Genomic DNA, 26,449 nt, shown 5'->3' with positions numbered 1-26,449 from the left:
CCCGCGATGCGCGTCAAAGACCCCGGCAGCCAGGATCGTGCCCTGAGCAGTCGACCGGCGGCCGGTGGCAATGACGACCGGTACGTACCGCTGGTCTCCCAACGATTCCACAGGAGTTGACTCATGCGTGAGCAGGAATACCAAGGGCCCCGCTCTTCCGGGCGGCAGCAGGGCGGTCGGCGACGAGCCGTGGCCGTAGCGGCCGCCGTTGCCGTCGGCGTCATGACGATGGGTGCACTGGCGCCGCCCGCGGCGTACGCCGCCGCCAAGCCGGACGCCGTCCAGCAGGGGCTGACCGCGCTACTCCGGTCCGACGGCCTGCCGGGCGCGCTGGCGAGCGTCAGGGACCATGAGGGCCGCACCCGTACCTACACCGCGGGGGTGGGCGACGTGGCCACCGGCTCGAAGGTGCCGGTCGACGGTCAGGTGCGGGTCGGCAGCAACACCAAGACCTTCACCGCGGTGGTCGTGCTGCAGCTGGTCGGCGAGGGCAGGATCGGCCTCGACACCCCGGTCGACACCTACCTGCCGGGCCTCGTGCGCGGGGAGGGGATCGACGGAAGCCGCATCACCGTCCGTCAGCTCCTCCAGCACACCAGCGGACTTCCCGACTACGGAACGTACGTCCCCGACAACGACCTCCAGCACCGGTACTTCGAACCCCGCGACCTCCTGGACATCGCTCTCCAGCACAAGGGCGAATTCGACCCCGGAAAGAAATGGGCGTACAGCAACACGAACTACGTGGTGGCCGGCCTTATCGTCCAGAAGATCACCGGCCGGCCCCTCGGCGAGGAGATCGACCGGCGCGTCATCAAGCCCGCCGGGCTGCGCCACACCTACTTCCCGGCCCCCGGTGACAAGACCATCCGAGAACCCCATCCCCACGGCTACCACAGGGATGCGGCGGGGGCGCCTCTGCGCGACTTCACGGAGATCGACCCCTCCGCGGGCTGGGCGGCAGGGCAGATGATCTCCACCAACTCCGACCTCAACCGGTTCTTCACCGAGCTCCTGGCCGGCCGCCTCCTCCCGGCGGCCCAGCTCGCCCAGATGCGCACCACCGTCCCGATCGGGGACACCGGCGCCGGCTACGGACTGGGGATCATGAGCCGGCCGCTGTCGTGCGGCGGCGTCTACTGGGGCCACGGCGGTGACATCGTGGGATACGAGACCCGGGGCGGAGTCACCGACGACGGCCGCGCCGCCAACGTCACGGTGACCGGCATCCCGACCGACATGGCGGGCACGCGGCGTGTCGAGAGCGTCGTGGACACGGCCCTGTGCCGCTGAGGTCCGCGAAGCGGAGGGGCTGGTCGGCCCATGAACCGACGCCCTGTCCGCATCGAGGGACCGGTTGACCCGTGAACAGACGCCCTGTCCGCGTCGAGGGGCCGGTCGGCCCGTGAACAGACGCCCCGTCCGCATCCCGGCGATCTACGCGACCACCCGGCGCACCGGCCTACACTCGTTCAGCCCGGGCGGGCTCGCCCGGACCGAGAAGGGAAACCGGACCTTGACCACCGTCAGTGAAGCCCCGATCTACGCCCAGTTGATAAGGGAACGCGGGGATGTACCCGGCCAGGTCCGTCGGGAGGCGGAGCAGATCCACAGGGAGTTGGCGCGGGTGCTGGCGCCGGCCCCTTGGCAAGCAGCCGGTGGTGGCCCTCGTTAGACGGCCCGGCGAACTGCCGGGGACCCCGGTGGACGGCGGCCTGCCCACTCACGCGCCGCCTTCCACGAGCGGGGTCCGGCCCCTCAGGAGTCCTGTCGGGTCCGCAGGCCGACGGTCAGGGTGAGGCTGCCGGGGAGCGCGGCGAACGCGTCCCGCATGTCGGCGGCCAGGTCGGTGCGGGTGGGGGTGTCCGGCCGGTGCGTCCACCTGTCGAGGGCGCGGTGGAAAGCGGCGACCAGCAAGTCCAGGGCGAGTTGCGGTCGCAGGTCGCCGGGGGCGGCGAAGCGGAGCCGGCGGTGCAGGGTGTCCAGCGCCGTGCGGCTGGTCTCGTGGCAGAAGTGCAGTCCGTGCGCGTCCATGGACGGGGTCGTGCCGGACAGCCGTCGGCTGAGCAGGACGCGGTGTGCCCAGCCTTCTTCGGTCATCGCTCCGAGCGCGGCGAACAGCGTCTGCTGAAGCATCTCCGCCAGCGGGCGGCCGTCGGGCTCGCAGGTTTCCAGTTCGGCGAGGAAGGTCCGCCACAAGTCCTGCGTCGGCGCCATGGCCACGTCTTCCTTGCTGGCGAAGTTGCGGAAGAACGTGCGCTTGGAGACGTCTGCGGTATCGCAGAGCTCGTCGAGGGTCACCCCGCCGAAGCCGCGCGCGGTGAACAACTCCAGGGCGTTGTCGATCAGCGCCTGTCGCGTGCGCAGCTTCTTGCGTTCGCGCAGGGGGAGTCGGCCGTCGCCGGCCGGCGGAAGCTCAGCAGTCATGACCCGATCGTAGCCGAGGGGCAAGCGCCGCTTGCACGCTTATGCCACTGAGTGGCATAACTGTGGTTCTTGATCCTTTGTCGAAGGGTGCACCCCCGTGCGTGCTCTGATCGTTGACCGCTCCACTGCCACCGGCCTGCGCCTGGGCCGGGTACCCGATCCCGAACCGACCCCGCACCAGGCGCTGATCCGGGTGACGGCGACCTCCCTCAACTACGGCGAAGTGCGGTTCGGCCTGCAAGAAGCACCCGACGGCGCCGTCCTCGGCTGGGACGCGGCCGGCGTGGTGGAACGGCCCGCCGCCGACGGGACCGGCCCCGCGGCCGGCACACCCGTCGTCACGCTCGGGATCGACGGCGCCTGGGCCGGACTCCGCGCCGTGGACACCGACTGGATCGGCACGGTCCCGCCCGGAGCCGATCCGGGGCCGGTCAGTACGGTCCCCGTCGCCGGAACCACCGCCCTGCGCGCCCTGCACCGTACGGGCCCGATCCTGGGGAGGCGCATCCTGGTCACCGGCGCCACGGGCGGCACCGGCCGGTACGCCGTGCGCCTCGCCCGCCTCGGCGGGGCGCACGTCATCGCGTCCACCGGAGATCCCGCCAGGCACGGTGACAGCCTGCTGGCCAACGGGGCACACGAGGTGGTGGCCGGGCCGTCCGAGCTCAAGGAGCAGGTGGACGGCGTCGTGGACATGGTGGGTGGACAGCAACTCGTCGACGCCTACGGCATGCTCACCCAGGGCGGCACCCTGGTCGCGGTCGGGCACTCCGCCCACCAGGGCGAAACCCTTCCCTTCGGCGCTCTCTTCGGAGACCAGGGCCGACACGACCGCTCGATCGTCTCGTTCTCCCTGCCCGCTTGCACGGGCCTCGCGCCCGACCTGACCTGGCTCGCCCACCGCGTCGCCGCCGGCGACCTCGACCCGCAGATCTCATGGCGCGGCAGCTGGGACGGAGCCGCCGACGCCATCGACGCCCTTCTCCAGCGCCGACTCCACGGCAAGGCGGTCCTGGACATCGCCTGAGTCCCACCGGCCGGGCGCCGGGACGGCCGGCGCGGCGGCCGACCGTCGGGATACGGGCTCAGGCCTGCGTCGGGCTCTCGGAGATCGGGTGCACTTCGACCGGGTCGCTGCCGGGCGCCCCGCCCGGGCCGGGGCACGCCGACGCCCGTGCGGCGATCTCCAGGGCCCGCGCCTCGCTCTGGACGTCGACGACCCAGTACCCCGCCAGGATGTTCTTTCCTGCCTCGGCCGGCCCGTCGGTCACCTGCGGCCGTCCGTCGCTCCCGGCCCGCACCGTCTTGACCAGCGAGGGACCGCCGAGCCCTTGCCCGTCCACCCACTCGCCGGCGGAGGTGATGTCGTCGTTCAGGGCGTTCATGTGGGCGAACATGGCCTCCATGTCGTCCTTGGAGTACGCCGACATGATGGCGTCCCACTCAGCGGCAGGCACGTTCATCTGGATCATGTACTTCATGTTCTTCACCCTTCCGGGGCGGCTGCTGGACTTCTCGGCCTTACGGAGAGGTAGACGGCCGGGCGCCGCAAAACTCATCGGCGCTCCGGCGGTCCATCGGGGCCTCGATGAACGCCGCGTCGAGGGCGGGTACGCAAAGACGCCCGGCGGGGATGTCCCGGCCGGGCGTTCTTGGTGTGTCTGTGTGTGCTGCCCGCTGGTGGCTTAGTACCAGTGGTGGGACTGCCAGAAGTTCCAGGCGCCGACGGGGCTGCCGTAGCGGGAGTTCATGTAGTCCAGGCCCCACTTGATCTGGGTGGCCGGGTTGGTCTTCCAGTCCGAACCGGCCGAGGACATCTTCGAGGCCGGCAGGGCCTGGACCAGGCCGTACGCGCCCGAGGAGGAGTTCGTCGCGGTGTGGTCCCAGCCGCTCTCATGCGAGATGATCTTGTCGAAGGCGGCGAACTGGGCCGGGTCCTTGATCATCTGCTGCGCGATCGCCTTGGCGCTCGTCGGGGCCGCCTGAGCGGGAACCGTGGCGAGCATGGAGCCGGCGACGCCCAGGGCGACGATGCTGCCGGCAAGGGTCTTCTTCGAGGCGGCGATGCGGCGGATGACAGCGTTGGACACGGATGAACCTTCCGAAGGGGACAAGGACGGTCGCGGCATGCCGAAGACATGCGTGAGCCACTCACGCGAAGGAGAGGGGTTCGTCAGCGGCGGGTGAAGCACCCGTGCCGCCCGGCGACTCATCCAGTTCTACCGACTGGCCAGGGGCCTGGCAACGAGCCCGCTTACTAGCGGCCATCGCAGCCAGGGACCCACGACCCACCGGTGACCAGGCACGGATCCGTGCAGGTGGGAGCACGTTCCCCCAGCCCGGAATCGGGCCCGCAGAAGCTACTAGCCCGGCTCGTATGTGACGTCGGCCCTATGGGGCGGGTCACCCCCGGAGCGCCCGAAACACACCCAGCGTGACCGGTCGTACCCCTTCGAGGGCCGACCTCGTGGCCCGCCGGGGGCAGGCGGCCCGGGTCCGCCGCACGCGGGAGACCGTTCACGGGGACGCCGGCGGCTCCCAGCCCGGATCGCGCCCGCTCAGCCCGACCGCCCGGTCCAGCAGCGGGGCGCCGTCCGGTACGGGCACGACGGCGCCGAAGATGCCCCCGCCGCGGTCCTCGTCCTCGGCGGCCGCCAGCAGGAACGCGTGCGAGGCGTGCAGGGCGGCCTGATCGGGTGCGTACTCCTGGCCGGTGGCCCGAGCCAGGTCCCAGCCGTGGATCACCAGTTCGTCGACGGCCACCACACCCGCGATCTCGCCGGGCAGGTCCACGCCGCCCGCGCGGGTCATGCCCGTCCAGGCGGCCGGATCCTTCCACGCCTCGGCCAGTTCGCCGAGGACCCGCGGCAGGTCCTCGCGCCAGCGGTCGGGCAGTACGGGGACGGCTGAGCCGGGGGCCGTGTCCGTCGTGGGACCGAGGTCCTTGCGGGCTGCGTCTCGGAAGGCGACGGCGAGGCCGGCGAGGTGACCCAGCAGGTCGCTGACCGCGTACTCGGGACAGGGCGTCCGGGCGGCGAGCCGGGCGTCCGGGACGCCCGCCGCGAGACGGGCCACGATCCGGGCTTGTGGCCCGAGGTCGAGGGTCGTCGTATCGGTCATCTGCCGCTCCTCCGGGACGATGGATCTGCAGGGTAGACCGGCAGCAGAGCCCGTACGCGTCGCGGCGCGGGCCGGAGGTCACCGAGGTAAACCGGTGGCGTACGGGTGCGAGGTGCTCAGCCCGTCGGCCGGGCCGGCCCGGCCGCCTCGTCGGCCGGCTCGGCCGCCTTGTCGCCCGGCTCGTCGCCCGGCTCGGCCCGCCCGCCGCCGAACACCTCCTTGACGAGCCGCTGCGTCGCCTGCTGGAACGCCCCGGCCAGGGACAGTGCGGCGTCGTCGACGTAGTTCAGCGCGGCGGTCAGGGTCCTGCTGCCGTCGGGCGTGCTGTACATCAGCGCCGCGTGGCCCGCCATGCCGCCGTTGTGGGTGATGACCGTGCCGCCGTTCTCGCCCGTGTCCTGTACGAACACCCCCAGGCCGTAGCCGACCTTGGGGTGCGGCGTGCGCATCTCGGCCAGCAGCGGGGCCGGCAGGAGCTTGCCGCCCATCAGGGCGGAGATGAAGGTGTGGAGGTCCTGGGTGGTCGAGATCATGTCTCCGCCGGTGGAGACCCAGGAGGGGTTCTGGCGGGTGACGTCGACCGTCTGCTGCCGGCCGGCTTCGTCGTCGTACCGGTAGTAGGCGTGGGCGTGCGGCTCGGGGACCTCCTGCCGGGTCTCCGGCACCACGGTGCCCGACAGCCCGAGCGGACCGACGATCAGCCGCTGCATCTCCTCGGCCAGCGAGCGGCCGGTGACCTTCTCGACCACCAGCCTGGCCAGCACGTAGTTGGTGTTGGAGTAGCTCCAGTCCGTCCCCGGCTCGAACCGCGCCGGCTTGGACAACGCCAGCCGTACCAGCTCTTCCGGCCGGTAGGTCTTGAACCGGTTGTCCACCCACTCCCGGCCCGCGGTGGTGGCGGGGATCCCCGGCGCGAACGTCCCGTCGTCGTAGTACTCGCCGGTGAAGTTGAACACCCCGCTGGTGTGCTGCAGCAGCATCCGCACCGTGATCCGCCGGTCCAGCCCGAACTCGGGCAGGTAGTCATCCGCCGGGGTATCGAGCCCGATCCTGCCCTCGGCCACCAGTTGCAGCACCACGGTCGCGGTGAAGGTCTTGGTGTTGCTGCCGATCCGGACCCGTACGTCGGCCGGCGGCTCGGCGGCCTCGCCCAGCTTGCGCACCCCGGCGCTGCCGACCCACTCGCCCCGCTCGTCGTGCACGCGCATCGTCACCCCGGTGAAACCGGAGTCGACCATCTCCTCGATGGCCTTCTGCAGCTCCGGACGATCCTGGTCGGTGAGGGTGAGGGACATGGTGGTGTGCTCCTTCGGAACTGTCACGAAATTTCGACTGGACGGAGGGATCGCCGCGGCTGAGGGGTGCCCTCTTACAGGCTGCGGGCAGTGATGTCGCCGTAGGCGGTGGTCGCGTGGATGTCGAGCTGGGCGCCGGCGCCGTCGGTGTTCTTGAGCGCGTTGTGGATCCGGCCGTAACCGGTGCCCGCGTCCAGCGAGGCCGAGACCCCACGAGCGGCACCGACCGCGATCTCGCCCGCCTCGGTACGCAGTTCGACCGTGCCACGCACGGCCTCGGCGATCCGGATATCGCCCTTCGAGGTGCTGATCCGCGCAGGGCCACCCAGGCGGCCGACCGAGATGTCACCGGCCTGAAGGGCCAGCCGCGCACTCGCCGTCTCGTCGAGCTTGACCGAGCCGTGCGCGCCCTCGAAGACGACATCACCAAGCCGTCCCACACCCCGGAACTCAGCGCTGGCCACCTTCGCCTCGACCCGGGAGCCGGCGGGCAGCTGGACCGTCACCTCAACGGAACCGGAAGCACCAAGGAACTGGTTCCTCGCCTCCGGGCCCTCGATCCGCAGCACACCGTCGGCGTACACGACCTTCGTCTGCTCCGCCGCCTTCACATCACGGCTCTTCGAAGCGTCCGCCGGCAGGACCTCGACCCGGGTGTCGGACCGGTCGGCGGCGATGAACCGGATACGCCCCGCGGGGACGTCCAGGACGGTGGAGACCAGGGCGGGGGTGTCGAACTTCTGCATCGTGCTCTCCTGCGACTCGTCGTTTCTGATGAACGAAAAGCTACGTTGCATTCAAAAAACCATCAACACATCCGTTGCATCCAACCGTCATTCATACAGGTCAAAGCCAGGAAATCATTGCATTGGGTCTTTGAGTTAACGCAACGATGACCCTGTGGCCGTTGCAATGAATTGACGATGAACGCTATACTCCAGGCATCAAGGCCCACCAAGGACGACGAAGGAGACCGCAATGCCGGGAGGCAGGCTCACCCAGCAGGAACGCCAGCAGATCGCGCTGGGGCTGGCCGACGACCTCGCCTACGCCGAGATCGCCAGACGCCTCGACCGCCCCACCTCGACCATCACGCGCGAGGTGATGCGCAACGGCGGCCCCACCGCCTATCGCGCCGACCTGGCCCACCGCGCCACCGAACAACGCGCCCACCGGCGCCGGCAGCCCGCCCCCCGCGGGCCGCAGACGCCCCCGCAGGCCCACGGGCGCGACGCCGAGGCCGTGCGCGAGTACGAGGAAACGTTCACCAGCGTCGTCGTGGCGTCGGGCATGCCCCACATGATGTCCCGGGTGCTGGCCTGCCTCACCCTCACCGACGCCGGCAGCCTCACCGCGGCCGAACTCGTCCAGCGCCTCCAGGTCAGCCCGGCGTCCATCTCCAAGGCGATCACGTTCCTCGAGAACCAGGGCCTCGTCCGCCGGGAACGCGACGACCGCCGCCGCGAGCGCTACGTCGTCGACGACGACATCTGGTACCAGTCGATGATGGCAAGCGCCCGCGCCACGGCCCATCTCGTCCAGACCGCACGGCAAGGCGTCTCCGTCCTCGGCCCCAACACCCCGGCCGGCACCCGCCTCGAGAACATCGCCCGCTTCACCGACTTCGTCTCCGAGAGCATCGCCCGCGCCGCGGAGCAGGCCCGCGAGATCCTTCACACGAAAGCCGAAACGACCCCGGACGGCACCACCCTCGACACCTCAGGAGACCGCCAGGGGTCGTGAGCCGGACGAGAGCGCGATGTGGGCCAGCGCGTCGGCTGCGTCAGGGCCGCATCAGGGCCGCCTCCGCGGCGGATTCGGCCGGGCGGGTGGACTGTCCGAAGAGCCCCCGACCCGGTGTCCGGATGCGGCGGGCCCGGCCACGTCCCGGAATCGGGGGTGTCGGACCCGCGGCGCGGGGCGCGGCACGGGGCGGCGGAACTTGCCCGGGACAGCCGCGGTTGCGCAGGCTGTCCGTTGCTGATCCCCCCTGACGGCAGTCGGTCCGGGGACGGCAGTCAGCCGAGGGAAGGAACCCGCTCCGTGTCAGCCGAACTCTCCGACGACCTGAAGAAGCTCATCGACGACAGCCCGGTCTTCGCGACCGTGGCCACGATCCAGCCGGACGGCAGCCCGCAGCTGTCGATCACCTGGCTCACCCGGGACGGCGACGACCTGCTGGTCTCCACGACCGTCGGCCGCCGCAAGGAGAAGAACCTGCGCGCCGACCCGCGGATCACCGTCATGATCAACCCCGCGAACGCGCCCTACTCGTACGCCGAGGTCCGCGGCTCTGCCACGCTGACCACGGAGGGCGGGCAGGAACTGATCAACGCGCTGTCGCGCAAGTACACGGGCAAGGACTACGCGGACTTCAACCCGGCGTCGAAGGACGACGCCGACCGTGTCGTCGTCCGCATCACCCCGCGCAAGGTCGTCGGCTCGATCTGACGCAACGCCTCGGGGCGTCGTCGGCCGATTTCAGAGCATGATGAGCAGACGCGTTTCGGGACGAGGATCGCGGAGGTCCGGTGGCCCCGGAAGCCCACCCGTCTTCGCCGCTGGCCGGATGCGGTCAGAAGGCGAGCAGGCGGACGAGCAACACCGTCAGCGTGCCCGTGGTGACCACCGCCCCCAGCACGGTGAACAGCAGGTCCACGGTGCCTACGTCCCAGCCCTGGATCGCAAACCGGCTGGGGTCGCGCGGGTCATATCGGACTAGGACACCGGCCCCCGGACCGAAGCCGGCTCCGACGGAACCGCGGCCGAACCTGGCCGAGTACTCGCACTCGCGGCCGTCGCGGGTCGTCCAGGCGGCGACCGGGTGGTAGAACGTGGCTCCTTCGTCGCTCCGGATGACGGCGTGGCGGACGATCCGCCCCTTTGCGGTGACACCGGTGCGACGGAGCGCGCGGGCGCGGCGGAGTCCGTACACGCCGAAGCTGAGGAAAAGCGCCCCGATCGTCAGCGGGATGAGCGAGAAGAGCCATTCGCGTTCCATGTGGAGTGCGACGCGTGCGTGGACGTTGTCGGTTGCGAATGCGGCCGGTCGAGCCGGACGGGTCACGCGGTGTAGCTCGCCTGCTCCAAGGTGGCGTAGGCCCTCCGGAAGGCGCTGCTGGCTCCGTCCCAGTCCGAAGCCCACAGATTTTCCTGGCCGAAACGGAGCCCCTGTGTGGCGTCCTCGACAAGTGAGATGACGGGTGAGTCCACACAACTTCCGGAAGTGGTCCGGCTCAGGGCGGCGTTGGAGAGGTCCAGTGCGGCGTACAGGTTGCCGCGGCCGGCGTACGAGGCCGCTTCTCCGGTGTAGTCCATCGCCGTGACCACGTCCCCCCAGCACCTCGACTTGGCGCTGGCGGCTGGTGCCGTCGCTATGACGGCGCCGATTCCCAGGGTGAGAACTGTGGTCACTGCAGCGAGGCGGGTGCGTAAGGGAGTCATTGAGGGCGTTCCTTCCTGATGGTGGGTAAGCACTGTCAGTAAACGTAGGAACTGACGTTCCAGCCAGGTACCGAGGGCGGAATGGCTGGTTCCCCCGAGCCCACGGGCCGGAGACGTCGTGTTGCCAGAGTCCCCCCGTTCTGCTCGCAGACCCGCTCCGATTCAGGGGTCGGGCCGGCGCAAGCGCCAGACCCTTCGTCGTCCGACCCGAAGGGCCCTGTTCAACGCCGTACGCGGATCGGCCGCACCGATCTCGGTGTCAGTTGTCGTTGGCCTGGTAGAGCGTGGTCCAGAAGTCGTGGATGAGCCGCGCCGAGTCCGGGGTGGACATCCCGACCTGGGTGAGCAGGATTCCGGTGAGCTGGTTGTCCGGGTCGGCGTAGGCGGTGGTGCCGGTTCCCCCGTCCCAGCCGAACTGGCCGATGGGCGCGTAGTCGGCCCGATGGGTGCGCACGGCCATCCCGAAGCCCCAGCCGCCCTGTTGCCCTTGGCCGACCGTGAGGGGGGCGATGTTCCTGTACATGGTGTCCCGGGCGGCTTGCTGCTCGGGGCGGAGGCGGTTGGTGGTCATCAGTTCGACGGCGGCCCGGGACAGGATCCGTTCGCTGCCGTGCATGCCGTGGTTCAGCAGCATCTGGAAGTAGGCGTGGTAGTCGTCGGCGGTGGAGACCAGCCCTCCGCCGGCGCCCTGGAACACCGGCGGCCGGCTGCTCCTTCCGCCTTCCGCCTCGTCCCACACGAGGAACTCCCCGGTCTGCGCATCGGGCCCGTAGAGGGGCGGCAGCCGGTCGATCTTGCCGGCCGGCACGTGGAAGGCGGTGTCCTTCATCCCCAGCGGATCGAGGATCCGTTCACGCAGGAACGTCTCCAACGGCCGGCCCGAAACCCTGGCGACCAGCACGCCGAGCACTTCGTTGCTGAGATCGTACTGCCACCGCTCGCCGGGCTGGTACGACAGCGGCAGCTCGCCGAGGCGGCGCATCCACTCGTCCGGCCCGGGCGCCGGCCCGGACACCACGCTGTAGTCGAGACGCTCGAAGGTCGCGGCCCTGATCGGGGAGTCCAACAACTCGAAATCCAGTCCGAGGCCGAAGGTGGAGGTCATCAGGTCCCGTACTGTGATCGGCCGCTGGGCCGGCACGGTGTCCTCGAGCGGGCCGTCGGGCCGCTTCAGCACCCGGCGGTCGGCGAGTTCGGGCAGCCACGGGTCCACCGGCTCGTCCAGCCGCATCCGGCACTCGTCGAGCAGGACCATGGCCGCCGCCGTCGTGACCGGCTTGGAGGTGGACGCCATCCGGAAGATCGTGTCCCGGCGCATCGGCGCGCCGCCGTCATGGCGCATCGTCCCGATCGCTTCCACGTGTGTCCGGCCGCCGCGGCTGACCAGGGCGACGAGCCCGGGAATCTTCTTGGACTCGACGTGCCGGGCCAGCACCTCGCGCAGTCGGCGGAGCCCTGCTTCGGAGAAGCCGCTGTTGCCTTCGCTCATCATGAATGTCCTTGTCCACATGTATTCGATCCCCTGAAAACCTCCGCGGGGAGGAGGGGACCGAGCCCCCTTCGCGGCGGCCATGGGATGAGCGTGTGCCCTGACCCAAGGTCAAGGTCAAGGTCAACCTCTGTCGCGGGTATGGACCGACCCGCACCGATCGCCGGCTTCGCCGGCTTGGAACCGCAGTTGGCCGCCGGTGCGCGAACAGATGCCCGGTACCCTCACCCCTGTGATCACCCGCAGCCCCCACCTCGAAGTGAGCGCGAAGGTCGCCTGCGGCCACCGCTCGATCCTGCGCGAGGACTTCCGCGCCGTCGACGACGCGTCCCGCGAGACCGCGGCCGCGCGCGACCTGAAGGTGGGTTGAGCCGATGGCAGCCGGGCTCACGATCGGTCAGGCGGCGGCGTTCGTCGGCGTCACGATCAAGACCGTGCGGCACTATCACCGGCTCGCTCTGGTCGCCGAGCCGGAACGTGATGGTTCCGGCTACCGGCGTTACGGGTCGGCCGACCTCCTCCGGCTGGTTCAGGTCCGGACCCTGGCCGGTGCCGGCGTGCCGCTGGCCGAGGTCGGTGAGCTGCTCGACGCGGATCCCGAGCGGTTCGCCGCCGCCTTGGACGACGTCCACCGCCGGCTCACCGAACAGGTCGAGGATCTGATCTCGCGACGCGACACACTGCACCGGCTGGCCCATGGCGACCGGGCCCTGCTACCCGACCGGGCCTGCGCGGTCTTGGACCGGCTCGCCGGTCTCGGCTTCAGCCCCGACTACGTGGCCACTCAGCGGGAGGCAATGGTGTTGGCCCGGGCGCTGGTCCCGGAGGTCTTCGACACCTTCCTGACCACGCTTGAACACGGGCTCGACGATGCCGGGTTCGTCGAGCTGACCAAGCGCGGCCTGGCTGCGGCGTCCTGGGATCCCGACGACCCGCGGATCGAGGAGCTGGCCTCCGCGCTGGCCGACAAGCTGCTGACCAACCGCGCGCTGCTGACGATGCCGACCGGGTCCAGGGGCCGGTCCGACACCGCCTCTCGGTACGGACTGGTCAACCACCACCGGGAAGACCAGGCACCTGCCATCGCCCGGTTGAACACACTGGTCGAGGCGAAGCTGCGCGCAGCCGGCATCGGCATCCCGCAGCAGTGACGGCCGCCGCTACGACTCCGCTCGGCCGACCAGGGGTGGCCGGGTACGCAAAGACGCCCGGCGGGGATGTCCCGGCCGGGCGTTCTTGGTGTGTCTGTGTGTGCTGCCCGCTGGTGGCTTAGTACCAGTGGTGGGACTGCCAGAAGTTCCAGGCGCCGACGGGGCTGCCGTAGCGGGAGTTCATGTAGTCCAGGCCCCACTTGATCTGGGTGGCCGGGTTGGTCTTCCAGTCCGAGCCCGCCGAGGACATCTTCGAGGCCGGCAGGGCCTGGACCAGGCCGTACGCGCCCGAGGAGGAGTTCGTCGCGGTGTGGTCCCAGCCGCTCTCATGCGAGATGATCTTGTCGAAGGCGGCGAACTGGGCCGGGTCCTTGATCATCTGCTGCGCGATCGCCTTGGCGCTCGTCGGGGCCGCCTGAGCGGGAACCGTGGCGAGCATGGAGCCGGCGACGCCCAGGGCGACGATGCTGCCGGCAAGGGTCTTCTTCGAGGCGGCGATGCGGCGGATGACAGCGTTGGACACGGATGAACCTTCCGAAGGGGACAAGGACCGTCGCGGCATGCCGAAGACATGCGTGAGCCACTCACGCGAAGGAGAGGGGTTCGTCAGCGGCGGGTGAAGCACCCGTGCCGCCCGGCGACTCATCCAGTTCTACCGACTGGCCAGGGGCCTGGCAACGAGCCCGCTTACTAGCGGCCATCGCAGCCAGGGACCCACGACCCACCGGTGACCAGGCACGGATCCGTGCAGGTGGGAGCACGTTCCCCCAGCCCGGAATCGGGCCCGCGGAAGCTACTAGCCCGGCTCGTATGTGACGTGGGCCCTATGGGGCGGGTCACCCCCGGAGCGCCCGAAACACACCCAGCGTGACCGGTCGTACCCCTTCGAAGGGGCCCGAAGGCTGCCCTGCGTGGTGGTGCGCTCAGACGAACAGCTCGCCGAGCAGCTCGGGGCCGATCGCGATGGGGGCGGGGCGGTAGGCGGGGGGCTGCGCGCCCATCAGCTCGCGCACCAGGAAGTCCCAGGAGCGCTTGCGGACGTAGGCCAGGCAGTCGATGAACGTGTGCTCCGCGCCGGGCACGATGAGCAGCTCGAAGTCCTTGTCGGCAGCGATGAGCCGGTCGGCCAGCCGAAGCGTGTGCTGCGGGTGGACCTGGTCGTCCATTTCGCCGTGGATGAGCAGCAGCTTGCCCGCCAACCGGTCCGCGAGGTCCACGTTGGAGGTACGGGCCCAGGCCTCGGGATGGTCCGCGCCGTCGTAGGTCTCCACGAAGCCCAGGTTGAAGTAGCGGGCGTCGTGCGACCCGGCGAGCGCGACTCCGGCCTTGTACACCTCGGGGAAGTCGAGCATCGCCCGCGCTGCGGCGAACCCGCCTCCGGAGTGGCCGAAGGCGCCCACCCTGTCCAGGTCCATCCACGGCCGGGTCCGGGCCAGCTGCCGCAGCGCCGCGACGTGGTCGGCCAGGCAGCCCGCGTCGGCCAGGCGGCCGTAGGAGGCATCGTGGAAGGACTTGCTCCGCCCCGGGGTTCCCCGCCCGTCCAGTGCCACCACCACGAAGCCGAGCGCCGCGAGGGGTTCCGCGTCGAGGCCCATCCCGCCGGGGTCGAAGCACGGGGCGACCCGGTCGACCTGCGGGCCGGGGTAGACGTTGTCCACCACCGGGTAGCGCTGGGCGGGGTCGAACCCCCGCGGCCGGTACAGCACCCCGTAGATGTCCGTCACGCCGTCGGCCGCCTTGACGCGGAATCGTTCCGGCGGCGTCCAGCCGGTGGCGGTGAGCTTGCTGATGTCGGCGCGTTCCAGCTCGACCAGCACCCGCCCGGCCCAGTCACGGACGCGGGTCACCGGCGGGGTGTCGACGGTGGACGCGGAGTCGATGAAGTACTCCTGGTGATCGGGCATGGTGACCACGTGATCCAGGTCGTCGTCCGTGAGCTTGGCGAAGCCGGAGCCGGAGCCGGGGCCGGAGCCGGAGCCGTCCAGATCGACGCGGCACACCGTGCGCCGGTACGGGTCCTCGTCGACCAGCCCGGAGGCGGTGAAGTAGACCACCCGCTCGGTCTCGTCGACGCGCAGGATCTGGCGCACCGCCCACTGTCCGGAGGTGACCTGGCCGAGCAGCGCGCCGGTGTGCAGGTCGTACCGGTACAGGTGGCCCCAGCCGTCCCGCTGCGAGTACCACAGCACCTCGTCGGCCAGCACCCGCACGATCGGCGGCTCGTACATCCACTGGTTGGGCTCCACACGGGTGGCCCCGGTCTCGCTGAGCACGGTCGTCACCTCGCCGGTGGCCGGGTCCAGCCGGTACAGGGTGAGGGTGCGCAGATCGCGGGGCCGGCCGAGGTAGTACACCGCCGAGCCGTCCGGAGCCCACCACGCCCACTTGGCCGTGATCGGCGACAGCTGCGGCATGAGCAGCGGCTCGGCCTGCGCGCGGACCATCGTGCCCGCGGCGACGTCCAGCACGACCAGCTCGGCCTTCGGCATGTTCTCGTCCCCGGCGTAGGCGTACCGCTGGGTGCGCAGGAGGGGCGCGCCGCCGTCGGCGGGCCTGGCCTCCACGAGGTGGGTCTGCCGGACGTCGCGCTCATCGGTCCGGTGCGCGAGCACCTTGGTCGAGTCGGGCGACCAGGCCACTGCGGGCGGCAGGTGCGGCAGGCCGATCTTGTGCAGCAGGGTGGTGTTGCCCGTGCAGTCCGGGCCGGAGCCGTACCGGTGGTCGGGCTCGCCGTCGGTGGTCAGCGCCCACTCGCGGCCGTCGGACAGCGAGCGCGCCCACAGGTCGTGCCCCCGCAGGGACACGGCGACCTTCTTGTCGGGTGACGGCACCTCCAGCGGGTTGCCCGGCGGTGTGAACTCGGCCCGCTCGCAGGTGTAGTCGTCCAGGCGGCAGCGCCAGTACTCGCCGAACGCGCCGAACTCCACGGCGTTGCCGGCCAGTTCGACGGCCATGAACGGCAAGGCCTCGGGGTCGACCTGTTGCCCGGAGGCGGCGGCCAGCGCGGCGGCGAGCAGGGCGTGGTCGAAGGCCGGCTCGCGGGTGCCCGCCGCCGGGTCGACCAGCACGAACCGCCTGCCGACACCGTTGCTCACCGCGTACCAGAAGCGGGCGCCTCCGTCGATCCACTGCGGCCTGACCTTGTCGCCGATGACGAGCTCGCCGGGGCGTGCGGGTCGGCGCAGGAGCTGTTCCGCGGCCTGGTAGTCCTGAGTGGTGCTCATTCTTCCTGTCCTTCTTCGGTAGGCGCTCTTGTCACCGTGGGTCTTGCGTAGCCGGGCCGCCGCGCTCGTCAGGTTCGTCAGAGGCTGCGGGCGGTGATGTCGCCGTAGGCGGTGGTCGCGTGGATGTCGAGCTGGGCGCCGGCGCCGTCGGTGTTCTTGAGCGCGTTGTGGATCCGGCCGTAACCGGTGCCCGCGTCCAGCGAGGCCGAGACCCCACGAGCGGCACCGACCGCGATCTCGCCCGCCTCGGTACGCAGTTCGACCGTGCCACGCACGGCCTCGGCGATCCGGATATCGCCCTTCGAGGTGCTGATCCGCGCAGGGCCACCCAGGCGGCCGACCGAGATGTCACCGGCCTGAAGGGCCAGCCGCGCACTCGCCGTCTCGTCGAGCTTGACCGAGCCGTGCGCGCCCTCGAGGACAACATCACCAAGCCGTCCCACACCCCGGAACTCTGCACTGGCCACCTTCGCCTCGACGTGGGAGCCGGCGGGCAGCTGGACCGTCACCTCAACGGAACCGGAAGCACCAAGGAACTGGTTCCTCGCCTCCGGGCCCTCGATCCGCAGCACACCGTCGGCGTACACGACCTTCGTCTGCTCCGCCGCCTTCACATCACGGCTCTTCGAAGCGTCCGCCGGCAGGACCTCGACCCGGGTGTCGGACCGGTCGGCGGCGATGAACCGGATACGCCCCGCGGGGACGTCCAGGACGGTGGAGACCAGGGCGGGGGTGTCGAACTTCTGCATCGTGCTCTCCTGCGACTCGTCGTTTCTGATGAACGAAAAGCTACGTTGCATTCAAAGAACCATCAACACGTCCGTTGCATCCAATCTTCATTCATGCAGCTCAAAGCCAGGAAATCATTGCAACGAGCCTCAAGATCAATGCAACGAAGGCCATCAAACCGTTGCAATGAACTGGAAGTGAACGCTATAGGCAGCCCTCTGCGGCCGATCGGTGAGCGGGTGGCCCCTACGGCGTGTCCAGCGCCGACGGCAGGGGCGACCCGGTCGCGCTGCCTACCGTGGCCTCATGAGCACACGCCCAGCACTGCCGTCGGCCGGGTACGGGATCCGGTTCGCCCGGGCCGCCGAGTCCGGGGCGATCGCCGAGCTCCTGGCACGCGCCTTCGCCGACGACCCGGTCATGGCGTGGATGTTCACCGGCGCCACCGACCGGGAACGCCGGATCGCCCGCTTCTTCAAGCTGGCCCAGCGGCAGCAGCGGCCGCGCGCCGGCGGTGTCCGGGTCGCCGCGACGGGCGATGGGCAGCTGCTGGCGGCCGCGCTGTGGTCCGGGCCCGGGCGCTGGAAGGCCTCCGCGGTGCAGGAGCTGGCGACCCTCCCCCACTACGCGCACATCTTCGGCCTGCGCGGGATGCCGCGGGCCGGGGAGGTCCAGAACGCCATGCACGAGGCCCATCCGGACACGCCGCACTGGTATCTGCCGTCCGTGGGGACGGACCCGCGGCTCCAGGGGACGGGAGTCGGTTCGGCGCTGTTGCGCCAGCAGCTGGCCGACTGCGACCGGCTCGGGCAACCCGCCTACCTGGAGTCCAGCAAGGACACCAACGTCCCCTTCTACGAACGGCTGGGCTTCCGCGTCACCGGTGAGCTCCGGCTCCCGGGGGGCGGGCCGACCCTCTGGCCGATGTGGCGCGACCCCGGTCCTACGGCCGAACCCGCGGCCCGGTAGGCCGACCGGGCCGGCGAACGCGACGCCACCGGGGCTCTGCCGGGGCCGCTACCAGGGGCTACCGAGCTACCGGGGCGCTGCGGACTCGGTGCCGTCGCCCGCGACCCGGCGTCGGACCTGGTCCTCCTGGGCGAGACGCCGCAGCAGCTCGAACACCGGGGCGCAGATCGCGAAGACTATGACCGCCCGCTCGGCCAGAGCCACCGGGTCGTCGAGGCAGGCCGCGCGCTCAAGGTCCAGCCGGGCCACCGACTCGGCCAGCCTCGCGTAGGCGGCGAGCTCGCCCGGGGCGTACTGCGCGTCCAGCTGCCGCAGTTCCTTCAGCGCCGCCGTCAGCCCCTTCACGTGCGGTGACGTGCCGGGCGCCTGCCAGTCCAGGGCCGCGAGCAGCTCCGCCACCTCGGCCCCGGCGGTCGCGTCGGCCTCGGTTTCCTCCTCGGGGCCCGCGGCGCGCTGGGCCGCCACCGGTACCGGGAGGGCGTAGCTGACCGCTCCGAGGGCGCCCTCGGAACTGTGGGCCTGGTCGACGGCCCCGAGCACGTCACGGGTGGCGGCGATGGACAGGCCGCCGAGGGTGGTCAGCGCCTTGATCAGGCGCAGCCGCTGAGCGTGCTCCTCCCCGTACTCGGCCAGGGTCGCGGCGGTCGCCCGCCCTGCCGGCAACAGCCCTTGCCGCAGGAAGTACTTGATGCTGGCGACCGGCACACCGGTCCGCCGGCTGAGCTCCGAGATCTTCATACGGCTTCCCTGCTGGTCATGCGTCCGGTATCCGTCATCGGCGATTGGACACCACTACAAGATACTGCCACTATCCAGTAGCTGGATACCTTAAGTATCCAGCTCAGGAAACACAGCCGCACCGCACCGCACCGCACCGCACCGCACCGCACCGCACCGCACCGCACCGGAGAATCGATGCCTCATCCCACGCCCCCCTCCGTGCTCCGCCGACCCCAGCTGTGGATCGGAACGGGACTCATCGCCGCAGTGGTCTCGATGCTGTTCGCCCTGCTCTACGTCGGCGGCAACGTCAACCCCCGGGGCAACCTGCGCGACCTGCCCGTGGCCCTGGTCAATTCCGACAGCGGCGCCGACGCGGGCGGCCGCCACCTCAACCTCGGCGAGCAGGTCGTCGGCGGGATCCAGAAGGCCGCCGAGGGCGACAAGAGCATCGACTGGCAGGTCGTCACCCGCGAGGAGGCCGACAAGCTGCTGGGCCGGGGCAAGGTCTTCGGCGCCCTCGTCATACCCCAGGACTTCTCCGCCACGGTGACCGCGCTCAGCGCCCCGCAGCCCGCGCCCCAGGGCAAGGCCGCCCCGCCGACCCTGACCGTGCTGACCAACCAGGCCGCCGGCAGCATCGGCTCCTCCATGTCCTCCCAGGCCGCCCAGAAAGCCGCCCACGCCGCCTCCGCCCAGCTCGGCCAGGAACTCCTCAAGCAGGCCGGCGCCGAGAAGACCCCGCTCCCGACGGCCGCCCAGCTCAAGCTGGCCGACCCGGTGACCGTCAACGTCACCGACGGCCACCCCGTCGGCTCCCGCAGCGCCATGGGCCTGAGCGCCTTCTACTACGCACTGGTCCTGGTCGTCTGCGGCATGCTCGGCGCCAACGTGGTCAACTCCCAGGTCGACACCGCGCTCGGCTACCTGCACACCGACTTCGGCCCCTTCCGCAAGCGCGAACCCGTCCAGCACACCAGCCGCGTCCGCACCCTGGCCATCGGCATGGCGCTCATGCTGGGCCTGTCACTGGTCATGGGCACCCTGGTCGAGGTCGCCACGGTCGGCATCCTCGACATGGACGCCTCCCACCTCGGCCTGCTGTGGCTCTACTCGGTCGCCACCATCGCGGTCGTCGGCATCGGCAGCCTGGCCCTGTTCGCCGCCTTCGGCACGCCCGGCATGCTGCTGGCCACCATCGTCTTCGTCGCGATGGCCGTCCCCTCCTCCGGCGCCACCGTGCCCGTCCAGGCGCTGCCCGGGTTCTTCCGCGCCCTCGCCGAGTTCGAGCCGCTGCGCCAGATCACCGAGGGGCTGCGCTCCCTGCTCTACTACGGAGCCCAGGCCGACGCGGGCCTGACCCGGGCGTGGGCCTCGATGGGTGTCGCCCTTGTCGCCGCGCTGGCCTTCGGCTTCGCCGTCACCCGCCTCTACGACCTCAGGGGGCTGCACCGCATCCCCCACCCCGATGCCGAACCCGACTCCGCGGCCCCCACCGAGCCCACCGAGCCGCCGGAGTCGCCGGAGTCGCCGGAGTCTCCCGAGGCCGCAGCGCCCGCCACGGCCTGAAACGGCCCGAGACGGCCCGAGCCGGCCGGCAGGGAAGGCACCTGGTGAAGAACTAGGCTGGGACACGGTGTCTGCACGGTGGGAGATGTCGTGGATGTCGATCTGCGCAAGATGCGCTACTTCGTGGTCGTGGCCGAGGAGTTGCACTTCGGCCGGGCCGCCGAGCGGCTGCACATCACGCAACCGGTGCTCTCCCGGCAGATCCGCGCGCTGGAGCAGGAGCTGCGCGCGCAGCTGTTCACCAGGAACAAGCAGACCACCGAGTTGACGGCGGCCGGCCGTCAACTGCTGGAGGACGCGCGCCCCTTGCTGGCCGGCGCACAGGCTCTGTGCCGCCGGGTCCAGCAGGCCGCGCACGGATCTCCGGCGTTCACGGTCGGCTTCATGCCCGGGATCACCGTGACCGGCGCGGTGCGCGCCTTCTCCGCCCGGCATCCCGAGCTGAGCGTGCGGGTGGTGCGCACTTCGTGGGGCGACCAGGTCCAAGGGGTGCACGAGGGCCTTCTCGACGTGAGCTTCGTACGACTGCCCGTCGACCGTCGTGGTCTGGAGCTGCGCCCGCTCTTCCGGGAGCCCCGCGTCGCCGTACTGCCGGCGGACCACCGGCTGGCGGGCAAGGAGTCCGTCGTCATCGCGGATCTGGCGTCCGAGCGGCTGCTGCAGGACCCGGACGCCGTCCCCGAGTGGCGTGACCTCCCCGAGCGGACGGGCGACGCGGGGGGCGGGCCGCGGCCGTCGTTCGCCACCGTCGAGGAGAAGCTGGAACACGTCGCGACGTCCGGCGGCGTCCTCGTCCTTCCGCTGTCCACCGCGGTCTATTACACCCATGCCGGTGTCGCGCACGTGCCCGTCGACGACATCGGCCCGGGCGAGGTCTGCCTCGCCTGGAGCGCCGGCCGCCGCTCCCCTCTGCTCGCGGAGTTCGCCGAGATCGCCGAGATCGCCGCTGCCCAGCACTGATGCCCCGGGGGCATCACCGCTGACGGAAGAGGTCTTGGACGCCGGCCGCGGCGCGGGGCCAGGGTGGAGGAGCGGCGGATTCCGCCGCCGCCATCGGCAAGGACCGTGAGAGCGATGCAGATCTTCATCACAGGCGGCTCCGGCTACATCGGCCGCTCCACCATCCGGGCGCTGACCGGGCGCGGCATCGGCGTGACGGCGCTGGCGCGCAGCGAGCGCGCGGCGCGCACCGTGTCGGAGCTCGGTGCGACCCCGGTTGCGGGGTCGCTCACCGATACGGATGTCCTCCATGAGGCGGCCCGCGGGGCGGACGGGGTCATCCACCTCGGGGTGGACTACGCCGAGGGCACCGCGGACGTCGACCGGGCACCGGCGGCGGCACTGCAGGACGGCGTGGGAAGCGGCCCCTACGTGCACACGGGCGGGGTGTGGGTGTACGGCGACACCGACGGGGTCGTCGACGAGGACGCCCCGCTGAGCCCGCCGGGCATCACCGCTTGGCGGCTGGAGAACGAGAAGCGGGTGCTCGCCCGGGCCGCCACCGGAGAGCACCCGGTGGTGGTGATGCCGGGGCTGGTCTACGGCCGCTCCGGCGGGCTGGTGCAGTCGTTCTTCGTCGAGCCTGGGCGCACCGCAGGGGCCGTGCCCTGCATCGGGGACGGCTCCAACCACTGGGCGCTGGTCCACGTCGACGACATCGCCGAGCTGTACGTCCTGGCCCTGGTCGCCCCGGCCGGTTCCGTGTACGCCGGGGTCAGCGGCCAGAACCTTCCGCTGAGCCGCGTCACCCGAGCCCTGAGCCACGCCGCCGGATGTCCGGGCAGGATCGACTCGCTGACCCTTGATGAGGCCGTGCGGCGGATGGGCCCGATCGCCGAGGCATTCGCCCTCGACCAGCGGTTCAGCGGCGCCCGGGCGCGTCGCGAGCTCGGCTGGACGCCCACCCGCCTCGACGCCCTGGCGGAACTCGCCCGGGGCTGAACCGGGGGGGTGACGACTTCTCGTAGCCTCCCGCCGCCGGGCAGAGCCCCCGCTGGTCTGCCCGGACGCTCGCTCCCCCGGGCTCATACGGTGGTGACGACCTCCTCGTAGGCCAGGCGCGGGGAGCGGGGGTACCAGGCGTCCTCGCCGGGCCTGCCGATGTTGACGACCATGAGCGGGGTGTGGTCGTCGTCGAGGAACTCCTTCTGGACGCCGGCGAAGTCGAGGCCGGTCATCGGGCCGGCGGCCAGGCCGGCCGCGCGGATGCCCACGATGAAGTAGGCAGCCTGGAGGACGGCGTTCAGCAGGGCCGACTCCTCGCGGACCGGGCGCTCGGCGAAGAACATGTCCTTGGCCTGCGGGAAGTGCGGCAGCAGGGACGGGAGCTCCTCGTGGAACTCGTTGTCCGCTGCCAGGATCGCGACGAGCGGGGCGGCGGCGGTCTTGGCCTGGTTGCCCCCTGCCATGTGCTCGACCAGACGCAGGCGGGCCTCGGGGGAACGGACCAGGACGACGCGCAGCGGTGACTGGTTGTAGGCGGTCGGGCCGAACTTGACCAGGTCGTAGACCGCCTGGATCTGCTCGTCGGTCACGGGCTCGTCGGTGAACGTGTTGGCGGTGCGGGCCTCACGGAAGAGGAGGTCCTGGGCGGCGGCGTCAAGGGCGAGGAAGGGCGACGTGGACATGGGGACTCCATCCGTTCAAGAGCGAGAATCTCAACGTTGAGATAAAATCATCCCAACTAGTTCAACGTCAAGTGAATTAGCGTTGAGACACTTTGGACGAAGTGACTGCCGGAGTCAGGCCGCGTGCGGCCTCAGGCTCGGGGTGACAGCAGGGCGTCCAGTTCGGCCGCGAAGAGCAGGCCGGGGTCGAGGTCCATACCGGCGAAGTGGCCGGCGAGCTCCAACGACAGGACGCCGTGCAAGCGGGTCCAGAAGGTCAGGAGCCGGTGGAGAGCCTCGGGCGGGGCGGGGTGGACGGCGGCCCAGTCCCGGTGGCCCTCCAGATAGGTGCCGGCGTGAGCATCTATCCGTAGGAGAAGCCATGTCCGGAACGCCTCGACCGTCCGGCAGATCAAGCACGACGCGTGCATCCGCTGGACCGGCCCCGCGGTCGGCGAGGGACTGCGCATCGACGGCGTCCACGTGTGGAACTTCACGGAGGTCAGGGGCGGCGTCCGCGTGAGCACCGAGGAGACCCACACCGGCGCCCAGGTCGAAGCCGACGTCCCCACCGCTACCAAGATCCTCCGCGAGGGCCTCGAAGGATGGCTGCGCGACCTGAAGTCCGCCGCCGAAGCCCGCGCGCACGACCAGCCGCGCTGACGCGCGTACCGCCCGAGCGCGATGTCCGGCGGCTCGCAGACGGGAGTGCCCGCCCGATCTCGGCCATGGGTGAAACCGCAATCAGGCCACCACCCAATGTCTACTTCGGCCGACATAGATTTTCACGCGTCCGGGAGCAAAGGAATCAGCCGCACGCGACGGCCATAGCTCCACCTTGCCACCGGAGCCCCCGCGCTGGACCAGCGCCGCCGCGTTGAACCCGAGGGCACCCAGGCAGCAATTTCTATGTCAGCCGCAGTAGGTTTTCACACCCATGAGGGTGATATAACTTTCTTCGCCACAGTCGCCGAGGGGTGCGGCTGGGTTTCGACAAGGCCTCCTCCTCCCGGTGCCGGGAGGGAGTGAGGCGACGAGGGAGAAGACGTGGGAGACGCGGCTCGCGTGCAGGCGCTGCCCGATCAGGACGGCACCCGCATCATCGTCTGCTCCGGGGAGTTCGACATCGACTCCCAAGCCGCCTTGGGCCAGGCTCTGCACGCTGCCTGCCGCGACGGCGTCACACGGACCGTCCTCGACCTGGAGCACGTCTCCTTCGGCGATTCGTCCATGCTCAACACACTGATCGTCGCCCACCGCCGGCAGCATCTCGTCCTGGCCGGCCCCCTCTCGGCCCAGATGGCGAGGCTCTTCGAGGTGACCGGCACCGATACGGTCCTCAACATCACCTCAGACCTCGCCAGCGCCTGCGCCGGGTGACAGTCCGCCTTCCAGGAACGGGACGACGGCATCGATGAAGTGCTCGTTCCGATCGCCGGCCACCATGTGCCCCGCCCCGGCCACAACCACGCGCCGCGCGAGGGGAACCCGGTCACAGAACTGCTCGGCGATGTCTTCGCGCACCACGTCGCTGATCCCGCCGCGGACGAGCAGGATCGGTACGTCGGCGTGGCGCGCGGCGTCGAGGAGACGCTCCGCCATGCCGGGCGGGTCCATCCGGCCCGCGAAGCTGTCCAGGATCCGGGGGTCCCAGGGCCCGTCGGGATGGCGGCGCATGAACTCGACGATCCGGCGCACCCCGCCGGGATCCGGTCGGTGGGCTACGTCGACCAGCACCAGAGCGCGGACCGCCGCCTTGGGTGCCTCCCCGGCGGCGAGCAGCGAACTCAGGCCCCCGAGCGAGGCACCGATGAGCACCGGCCTGTCGCCGAGTTCGGTGACGAGCGCCCGGACGTCCTCCGCGAACAGGCCGAGGTCGTAGTCACCGTCGGCTGACCATTCGCTGGCGCCGTGCCCACGCAGGTCCGGGGCGATGACCCGCCACCCCAGCGCGGCCAGTCGGGGGCCGGTCCGATCCCAGGCGCGTCGTGTCTGGCCGCCGCCGTGCAGCAGGACGAGAGGTGGCGAGGACTCCTCGCCCCACACGTCCGCCGTGAGCCGGATTCCGCCGAGGCCCACGAAGCTGCGGGTTCGCGGCGGTGCGCCGCCGCCCGTCATACCGCGCCTCGGGTTCGCAGCGGCGCCAGGAACTGGTCGCGGTAGGGATCCGCAGCCGCCGCGGCGAGCGCGACGTCCACCGCGAACAGAGCACGCGCGAGGAACCGGTCGTCGTCGATCAGGGTGGCGACCCACTGATGCAGCGCACCCACGCACGAGGCGGCGACCACGGCGGCCAACGCGTCGGTGTCGATGTCGGCGCGCAGGAAGCCTCGTATCCGTGCATCCGCCATCGCCCGGCGGAGCTGGGTGAGCGGACTGCGGTCGAGTACGAGGCCGCTCTCCTCCCACCCGCGCACCATGCGACGCGACACGACCGGGTCGCCCACGAACAGCTGGACGGTCGAGCTGACGACCTCCCGCGGGTCACCGGCTCCCAGCACCGCCAGGCGGCGGTCGAGCTCGTCCGTGAACCCGGCGGCGAGCGCCTCCCAGATCTTCTCGCGCGGTCCGATCAGGTTGTACACGGTGGCCGGGGCGACCTCCGCCCGCTCGGCGATCCGCTCGGTACTGAGCACCGATTCCGGGGCGTCCCGCAGGAGCTCGCGCGTCGCGTCGAGGATCCGGAGTCGTCGCCGGGCCTTGTGCTGCTCACGCAGCCCCCCTTCGACCGTCTGCATACGCGCACACCCCTTCGCCAAAACTTAGAGAGTGCTCTAAATTTAGAGGTGGCTCTGGGTAGGGTCAAGCAAGCTGTGACCGTCGGCGGGCCAGCCCGTGGCGGTCGGCCCAGGCGTTGATCGCCGCGGCCAGTTCCTCGGGGCGGTCCTCCGGGGAGTGGTGGCCGGCCGGGCCGTGGTGGGAGACCTCCAGGCCCGCGATGTTCTCCTCGCACCAGGCCACCGCCCCGCGGTCGGTCATCGCACCCGGGCCCGGCTCGAACGCGGCGAGCAGCTTGGGGACTTCGGGACTGGCGGCCAGCCAGGCGTCGTAGCGCTCGATGCGGGCCACGACATCGGCGGGCTCGGCGTCCAGCGGCATCATGCGCGTCCACGCCAGTACCGGGCGGCGGCTGCGCGGGGTCGGGAACGGGCGGCGGTAGACCTCGAGGTCGGCGGGGTCGAGCGGGGTGGCGAGCGTGTCCGGGAGGCCCTCGATGAACAGGGACTTCTCCAGGATCATCTCCTCGCCCACTCCGGGAGTGCGCAGCAGGGTGAACAACTCCCGCCCGGCCGCCGGGAATTCGTCGCCGACCAGCGGTTTGATGATCGTCTCGGTGAAGGCGAGGCCCCGGACGGTGCCCGGCAGGCGTGCGGCGCGGTCGAAGGCGAGGGCGCCGCCCCAGTCGTGGCCGACGAGGACGGCCTCGTCAAGGCCGAGGGCGTCGAACCAGGCGTCGAGGTAGCGGGCGTGGTCGTCGAAGGAGTAGGCGAGGTCGGGTTTGCCGGAGTCGCCCATGCCGATGAGGTCGGGGGCCAGCAGGCGGCGGCCGGGCGCGGCGACGCCCGGCAGGACGTTGCGCCACAGGTGGGAGGAGGTGGGGTTGCCGTGCAGGAAGACGAACGGCAGCCCGTCGGGGTCGCCGGACTCGCGGTAGTGGAGGGTGGAGTCGAGGACGGCAAGGGTGGGCATCGCGGTGTCACGTCGC

General features: G+C 70.8%; 27 protein-coding genes and 3 pseudogenes. 12 read left to right on the top strand and 18 right to left on the bottom strand.

Features of this window, described 5'->3' with window-relative positions:
- Positions 1-222 precede the first annotated feature (222 nt).
- Positions 223-1,293, top strand: coding sequence for a serine hydrolase domain-containing protein (locus ACZ4TG_RS24740; protein WP_468166380.1), 1,071 nt, complete (start codon positions 223-225; stop codon positions 1,291-1,293).
- Positions 1,294-1,758: 465 nt separating this feature from the next.
- Here the strand turns inward: ACZ4TG_RS24740 and ACZ4TG_RS24735 are convergent, their stop codons facing one another.
- Positions 1,759-2,427, bottom strand: coding sequence for a TetR/AcrR family transcriptional regulator (locus ACZ4TG_RS24735; RefSeq protein ID WP_468166378.1), 669 nt, complete (start codon positions 2,425-2,427; stop codon positions 1,759-1,761).
- A 97-nt stretch (positions 2,428-2,524) separates the two neighbouring features.
- Here ACZ4TG_RS24735 and ACZ4TG_RS24730 point away from each other — a divergent pair, with 97 nt between their 5' ends.
- Complete coding sequence (locus tag ACZ4TG_RS24730) at positions 2,525-3,454, top strand: zinc-binding dehydrogenase (RefSeq protein ID WP_468166376.1); 930 nt, start codon at positions 2,525-2,527, stop codon at positions 3,452-3,454.
- A 58-nt stretch (positions 3,455-3,512) separates the two neighbouring features.
- On the opposite strand, the gene ACZ4TG_RS24725 is transcribed toward ACZ4TG_RS24730, so the two are convergent.
- From ACZ4TG_RS24725 to ACZ4TG_RS24705, 5 genes are all read right to left on the bottom strand, one after another.
- On the bottom strand, positions 3,513-3,908 hold the full coding sequence (locus ACZ4TG_RS24725) for a YciI family protein (protein WP_468166374.1): 396 nt from the start codon (positions 3,906-3,908) through the stop codon (positions 3,513-3,515).
- Between the two features lie 204 nt (positions 3,909-4,112).
- Positions 4,113-4,517, bottom strand: a complete 405-nt coding sequence (locus tag ACZ4TG_RS24720; RefSeq protein ID WP_468166354.1) for an aggregation-promoting factor C-terminal-like domain-containing protein — start codon at positions 4,515-4,517, stop codon at positions 4,113-4,115.
- A gap of 427 nt (positions 4,518-4,944) precedes the next feature.
- Positions 4,945-5,547, bottom strand: coding sequence for a TIGR03086 family metal-binding protein (locus ACZ4TG_RS24715; RefSeq protein ID WP_468166372.1), 603 nt, complete (start codon positions 5,545-5,547; stop codon positions 4,945-4,947).
- Positions 5,548-5,663: 116 nt separating this feature from the next.
- Positions 5,664-6,842, bottom strand: coding sequence for a serine hydrolase domain-containing protein (locus tag ACZ4TG_RS24710; RefSeq protein WP_468166371.1), 1,179 nt, complete (start codon positions 6,840-6,842; stop codon positions 5,664-5,666).
- Positions 6,843-6,916: 74 nt separating this feature from the next.
- A complete protein-coding gene (locus tag ACZ4TG_RS24705; RefSeq protein ID WP_468166829.1) occupies positions 6,917-7,588 on the bottom strand; it encodes a DUF4097 family beta strand repeat-containing protein in 672 nt (223 codons plus the stop codon).
- A gap of 232 nt (positions 7,589-7,820) precedes the next feature.
- Between ACZ4TG_RS24705 and ACZ4TG_RS24700 the strand changes: the two genes are divergently transcribed.
- Both ACZ4TG_RS24700 and ACZ4TG_RS24695 read left to right on the top strand, forming a co-directional pair.
- Positions 7,821-8,585, top strand: coding sequence for a GbsR/MarR family transcriptional regulator (locus tag ACZ4TG_RS24700; RefSeq protein ID WP_468166369.1), 765 nt, complete (start codon positions 7,821-7,823; stop codon positions 8,583-8,585).
- Between the two features lie 300 nt (positions 8,586-8,885).
- A complete protein-coding gene (locus tag ACZ4TG_RS24695; RefSeq protein ID WP_468166366.1) occupies positions 8,886-9,293 on the top strand; it encodes a PPOX class F420-dependent oxidoreductase in 408 nt (135 codons plus the stop codon).
- Between the two features lie 124 nt (positions 9,294-9,417).
- Here ACZ4TG_RS24695 and ACZ4TG_RS24690 read toward each other — a convergent pair whose 3' ends face one another.
- From ACZ4TG_RS24690 to ACZ4TG_RS24680, 3 genes are all read right to left on the bottom strand, one after another.
- Complete coding sequence (locus tag ACZ4TG_RS24690; protein ID WP_468166364.1) at positions 9,418-9,843, bottom strand: DUF3592 domain-containing protein; 426 nt, start codon at positions 9,841-9,843, stop codon at positions 9,418-9,420.
- Positions 9,844-9,905: 62 nt separating this feature from the next.
- Positions 9,906-10,256: a hypothetical protein gene (locus ACZ4TG_RS24685; RefSeq protein ID WP_468166362.1), complete on the bottom strand. Its 351-nt coding sequence runs from the start codon at positions 10,254-10,256 to the stop codon at positions 9,906-9,908.
- Between the two features lie 289 nt (positions 10,257-10,545).
- Positions 10,546-11,775: a serine hydrolase domain-containing protein gene (locus tag ACZ4TG_RS24680; RefSeq protein WP_468166360.1), complete on the bottom strand. Its 1,230-nt coding sequence runs from the start codon at positions 11,773-11,775 to the stop codon at positions 10,546-10,548.
- Positions 11,776-12,007: 232 nt separating this feature from the next.
- Between ACZ4TG_RS24680 and ACZ4TG_RS24675 the strand changes: the two genes are divergently transcribed.
- Together ACZ4TG_RS24675 and ACZ4TG_RS24670 are read left to right on the top strand one after the other, a co-directional pair.
- Entirely contained in the window at positions 12,008-12,145 is a 138-nt protein-coding gene (locus ACZ4TG_RS24675) for a hypothetical protein (RefSeq protein WP_468166358.1), read from the top strand.
- 4 nt (positions 12,146-12,149) lie between these two features.
- Positions 12,150-12,926 (top strand): MerR family transcriptional regulator, encoded by a 777-nt coding sequence (locus ACZ4TG_RS24670; RefSeq protein WP_468166356.1) that lies wholly within the window; start codon positions 12,150-12,152, stop codon positions 12,924-12,926.
- Positions 12,927-13,044: 118 nt separating this feature from the next.
- Here the strand turns inward: ACZ4TG_RS24670 and ACZ4TG_RS24665 are convergent, their stop codons facing one another.
- The 3 genes from ACZ4TG_RS24665 to ACZ4TG_RS24655 form a co-directional block, all read right to left on the bottom strand.
- Positions 13,045-13,449, bottom strand: coding sequence for an aggregation-promoting factor C-terminal-like domain-containing protein (locus ACZ4TG_RS24665; RefSeq protein ID WP_468166354.1), 405 nt, complete (start codon positions 13,447-13,449; stop codon positions 13,045-13,047).
- A gap of 400 nt (positions 13,450-13,849) precedes the next feature.
- The gene (locus ACZ4TG_RS24660; protein ID WP_468166352.1) at positions 13,850-16,150 is read right to left on the bottom strand and encodes a S9 family peptidase; all 2,301 of its coding nucleotides are present in this window, start codon (positions 16,148-16,150) and stop codon (positions 13,850-13,852) included.
- 77 nt (positions 16,151-16,227) lie between these two features.
- Entirely contained in the window at positions 16,228-16,899 is a 672-nt protein-coding gene (locus ACZ4TG_RS24655; protein ID WP_468166828.1) for a DUF4097 family beta strand repeat-containing protein, read from the bottom strand.
- A 286-nt stretch (positions 16,900-17,185) separates the two neighbouring features.
- Here ACZ4TG_RS24655 and ACZ4TG_RS24650 point away from each other — a divergent pair, with 286 nt between their 5' ends.
- The gene (locus ACZ4TG_RS24650; RefSeq protein WP_468166350.1) at positions 17,186-17,848 is read left to right on the top strand and encodes a GNAT family N-acetyltransferase; all 663 of its coding nucleotides are present in this window, start codon (positions 17,186-17,188) and stop codon (positions 17,846-17,848) included.
- A gap of 66 nt (positions 17,849-17,914) precedes the next feature.
- Here ACZ4TG_RS24650 and ACZ4TG_RS24645 read toward each other — a convergent pair whose 3' ends face one another.
- The gene (locus ACZ4TG_RS24645) at positions 17,915-18,586 is read right to left on the bottom strand and encodes a MerR family transcriptional regulator (protein ID WP_468166348.1); all 672 of its coding nucleotides are present in this window, start codon (positions 18,584-18,586) and stop codon (positions 17,915-17,917) included.
- Positions 18,587-18,763: 177 nt separating this feature from the next.
- Here ACZ4TG_RS24645 and ACZ4TG_RS24640 point away from each other — a divergent pair, with 177 nt between their 5' ends.
- The 3 genes from ACZ4TG_RS24640 to ACZ4TG_RS24630 all read left to right on the top strand — a co-directional run bounded on the left by ACZ4TG_RS24640 (position 18,764) and on the right by ACZ4TG_RS24630 (position 22,078).
- On the top strand, positions 18,764-20,137 hold the full coding sequence (locus tag ACZ4TG_RS24640; protein WP_468166346.1) for a YhgE/Pip domain-containing protein: 1,374 nt from the start codon (positions 18,764-18,766) through the stop codon (positions 20,135-20,137).
- A gap of 90 nt (positions 20,138-20,227) precedes the next feature.
- Positions 20,228-21,097, top strand: coding sequence for a LysR family transcriptional regulator (locus ACZ4TG_RS24635; protein ID WP_468166344.1), 870 nt, complete (start codon positions 20,228-20,230; stop codon positions 21,095-21,097).
- 114 nt (positions 21,098-21,211) lie between these two features.
- Entirely contained in the window at positions 21,212-22,078 is an 867-nt protein-coding gene (locus tag ACZ4TG_RS24630; RefSeq protein WP_468166342.1) for an NAD-dependent epimerase/dehydratase family protein, read from the top strand.
- 83 nt (positions 22,079-22,161) lie between these two features.
- On the opposite strand, the gene ACZ4TG_RS24625 is transcribed toward ACZ4TG_RS24630, so the two are convergent.
- Positions 22,162-22,764: a malonic semialdehyde reductase gene (locus ACZ4TG_RS24625; protein ID WP_468166340.1), complete on the bottom strand. Its 603-nt coding sequence runs from the start codon at positions 22,762-22,764 to the stop codon at positions 22,162-22,164.
- A gap of 131 nt (positions 22,765-22,895) precedes the next feature.
- Positions 22,896-23,093: pseudogene (locus ACZ4TG_RS24620) on the bottom strand (TetR-like C-terminal domain-containing protein); the annotation flags it as partial.
- A 46-nt stretch (positions 23,094-23,139) separates the two neighbouring features.
- Here ACZ4TG_RS24620 and ACZ4TG_RS24615 point away from each other — a divergent pair.
- Positions 23,140-23,406, top strand: a pseudogene (locus ACZ4TG_RS24615) (SRPBCC family protein); the annotation flags it as partial.
- A gap of 384 nt (positions 23,407-23,790) precedes the next feature.
- Positions 23,791-24,123 carry an STAS domain-containing protein gene (locus ACZ4TG_RS24610; protein WP_468166338.1) on the top strand — a complete coding sequence of 111 codons (333 nt, stop codon included), beginning with the start codon at positions 23,791-23,793 and terminating at the stop codon, positions 24,121-24,123.
- Here ACZ4TG_RS24610 and ACZ4TG_RS24605 read toward each other — a convergent pair.
- From ACZ4TG_RS24605 to ACZ4TG_RS24595, 3 genes and pseudogenes are all read right to left on the bottom strand, one after another.
- Positions 24,094-24,861 carry an alpha/beta fold hydrolase gene (locus tag ACZ4TG_RS24605; protein WP_468166336.1) on the bottom strand — a complete coding sequence of 256 codons (768 nt, stop codon included), beginning with the start codon at positions 24,859-24,861 and terminating at the stop codon, positions 24,094-24,096. The genes ACZ4TG_RS24610 and ACZ4TG_RS24605 overlap by 30 nt on opposite strands.
- On the bottom strand, positions 24,858-25,481 hold the full coding sequence (locus tag ACZ4TG_RS24600) for a TetR/AcrR family transcriptional regulator (RefSeq protein ID WP_468166334.1): 624 nt from the start codon (positions 25,479-25,481) through the stop codon (positions 24,858-24,860). Before ACZ4TG_RS24600 ends, ACZ4TG_RS24605 begins: the two co-directional genes overlap by 4 nt.
- Before the next feature lie 64 nt (positions 25,482-25,545).
- Positions 25,546-26,439: pseudogene (locus ACZ4TG_RS24595) on the bottom strand (haloalkane dehalogenase); the annotation flags it as partial.
- Positions 26,440-26,449: the final 10 nt, after the last annotated feature.

The sequence above is a fragment of the Streptomyces sp. NPDC028314 genome, from assembly GCF_055565795.1.
Note: the sequence above shows the minus strand (reverse complement) of the source record. Positions and strands in the feature narration are given on the sequence as shown.

Excerpts from the sequence above, each read along its gene's own strand:
- ACZ4TG_RS24725 (WP_468166374.1), bottom strand. The coding sequence starts at position 3,908 with ATGAAGTACATGATCCAGATGAACGTGCCTGCCGCTGAGTGGGACGCC.
- ACZ4TG_RS24645 (WP_468166348.1), bottom strand. The coding sequence starts at position 18,586 with ATGAAGATCTCGGAGCTCAGCCGGCGGACCGGTGTGCCGGTCGCCAGC.
- ACZ4TG_RS24670 (WP_468166356.1), top strand. The coding sequence starts at position 12,150 with ATGGCAGCCGGGCTCACGATCGGTCAGGCGGCGGCGTTCGTCGGCGTC.
- ACZ4TG_RS24680 (WP_468166360.1), bottom strand. The coding sequence starts at position 11,775 with ATGAGCGAAGGCAACAGCGGCTTCTCCGAAGCAGGGCTCCGCCGACTG.
- ACZ4TG_RS24710 (WP_468166371.1), bottom strand. The coding sequence starts at position 6,842 with ATGTCCCTCACCCTCACCGACCAGGATCGTCCGGAGCTGCAGAAGGCC.
- ACZ4TG_RS24625 (WP_468166340.1), bottom strand. The coding sequence starts at position 22,764 with ATGTCCACGTCGCCCTTCCTCGCCCTTGACGCCGCCGCCCAGGACCTC.
- ACZ4TG_RS24600 (WP_468166334.1), bottom strand. The coding sequence starts at position 25,481 with ATGCAGACGGTCGAAGGGGGGCTGCGTGAGCAGCACAAGGCCCGGCGA.
- ACZ4TG_RS24700 (WP_468166369.1), top strand. The coding sequence starts at position 7,821 with ATGCCGGGAGGCAGGCTCACCCAGCAGGAACGCCAGCAGATCGCGCTG.
- ACZ4TG_RS24735 (WP_468166378.1), bottom strand. The coding sequence starts at position 2,427 with ATGACTGCTGAGCTTCCGCCGGCCGGCGACGGCCGACTCCCCCTGCGC.
- ACZ4TG_RS24655 (WP_468166828.1), bottom strand. The coding sequence starts at position 16,899 with ATGCAGAAGTTCGACACCCCCGCCCTGGTCTCCACCGTCCTGGACGTC.
- ACZ4TG_RS24605 (WP_468166336.1), bottom strand. The coding sequence starts at position 24,861 with ATGACGGGCGGCGGCGCACCGCCGCGAACCCGCAGCTTCGTGGGCCTC.
- ACZ4TG_RS24690 (WP_468166364.1), bottom strand. The coding sequence starts at position 9,843 with ATGGAACGCGAATGGCTCTTCTCGCTCATCCCGCTGACGATCGGGGCG.
- ACZ4TG_RS24660 (WP_468166352.1), bottom strand. The coding sequence starts at position 16,150 with ATGAGCACCACTCAGGACTACCAGGCCGCGGAACAGCTCCTGCGCCGA.
- ACZ4TG_RS24705 (WP_468166829.1), bottom strand. The coding sequence starts at position 7,588 with ATGCAGAAGTTCGACACCCCCGCCCTGGTCTCCACCGTCCTGGACGTC.
- ACZ4TG_RS24650 (WP_468166350.1), top strand. The coding sequence starts at position 17,186 with ATGAGCACACGCCCAGCACTGCCGTCGGCCGGGTACGGGATCCGGTTC.
- ACZ4TG_RS24740 (WP_468166380.1), top strand. The coding sequence starts at position 223 with ATGACGATGGGTGCACTGGCGCCGCCCGCGGCGTACGCCGCCGCCAAG.
- ACZ4TG_RS24630 (WP_468166342.1), top strand. The coding sequence starts at position 21,212 with ATGCAGATCTTCATCACAGGCGGCTCCGGCTACATCGGCCGCTCCACC.
- ACZ4TG_RS24640 (WP_468166346.1), top strand. The coding sequence starts at position 18,764 with ATGCCTCATCCCACGCCCCCCTCCGTGCTCCGCCGACCCCAGCTGTGG.
- ACZ4TG_RS24715 (WP_468166372.1), bottom strand. The coding sequence starts at position 5,547 with ATGACCGATACGACGACCCTCGACCTCGGGCCACAAGCCCGGATCGTG.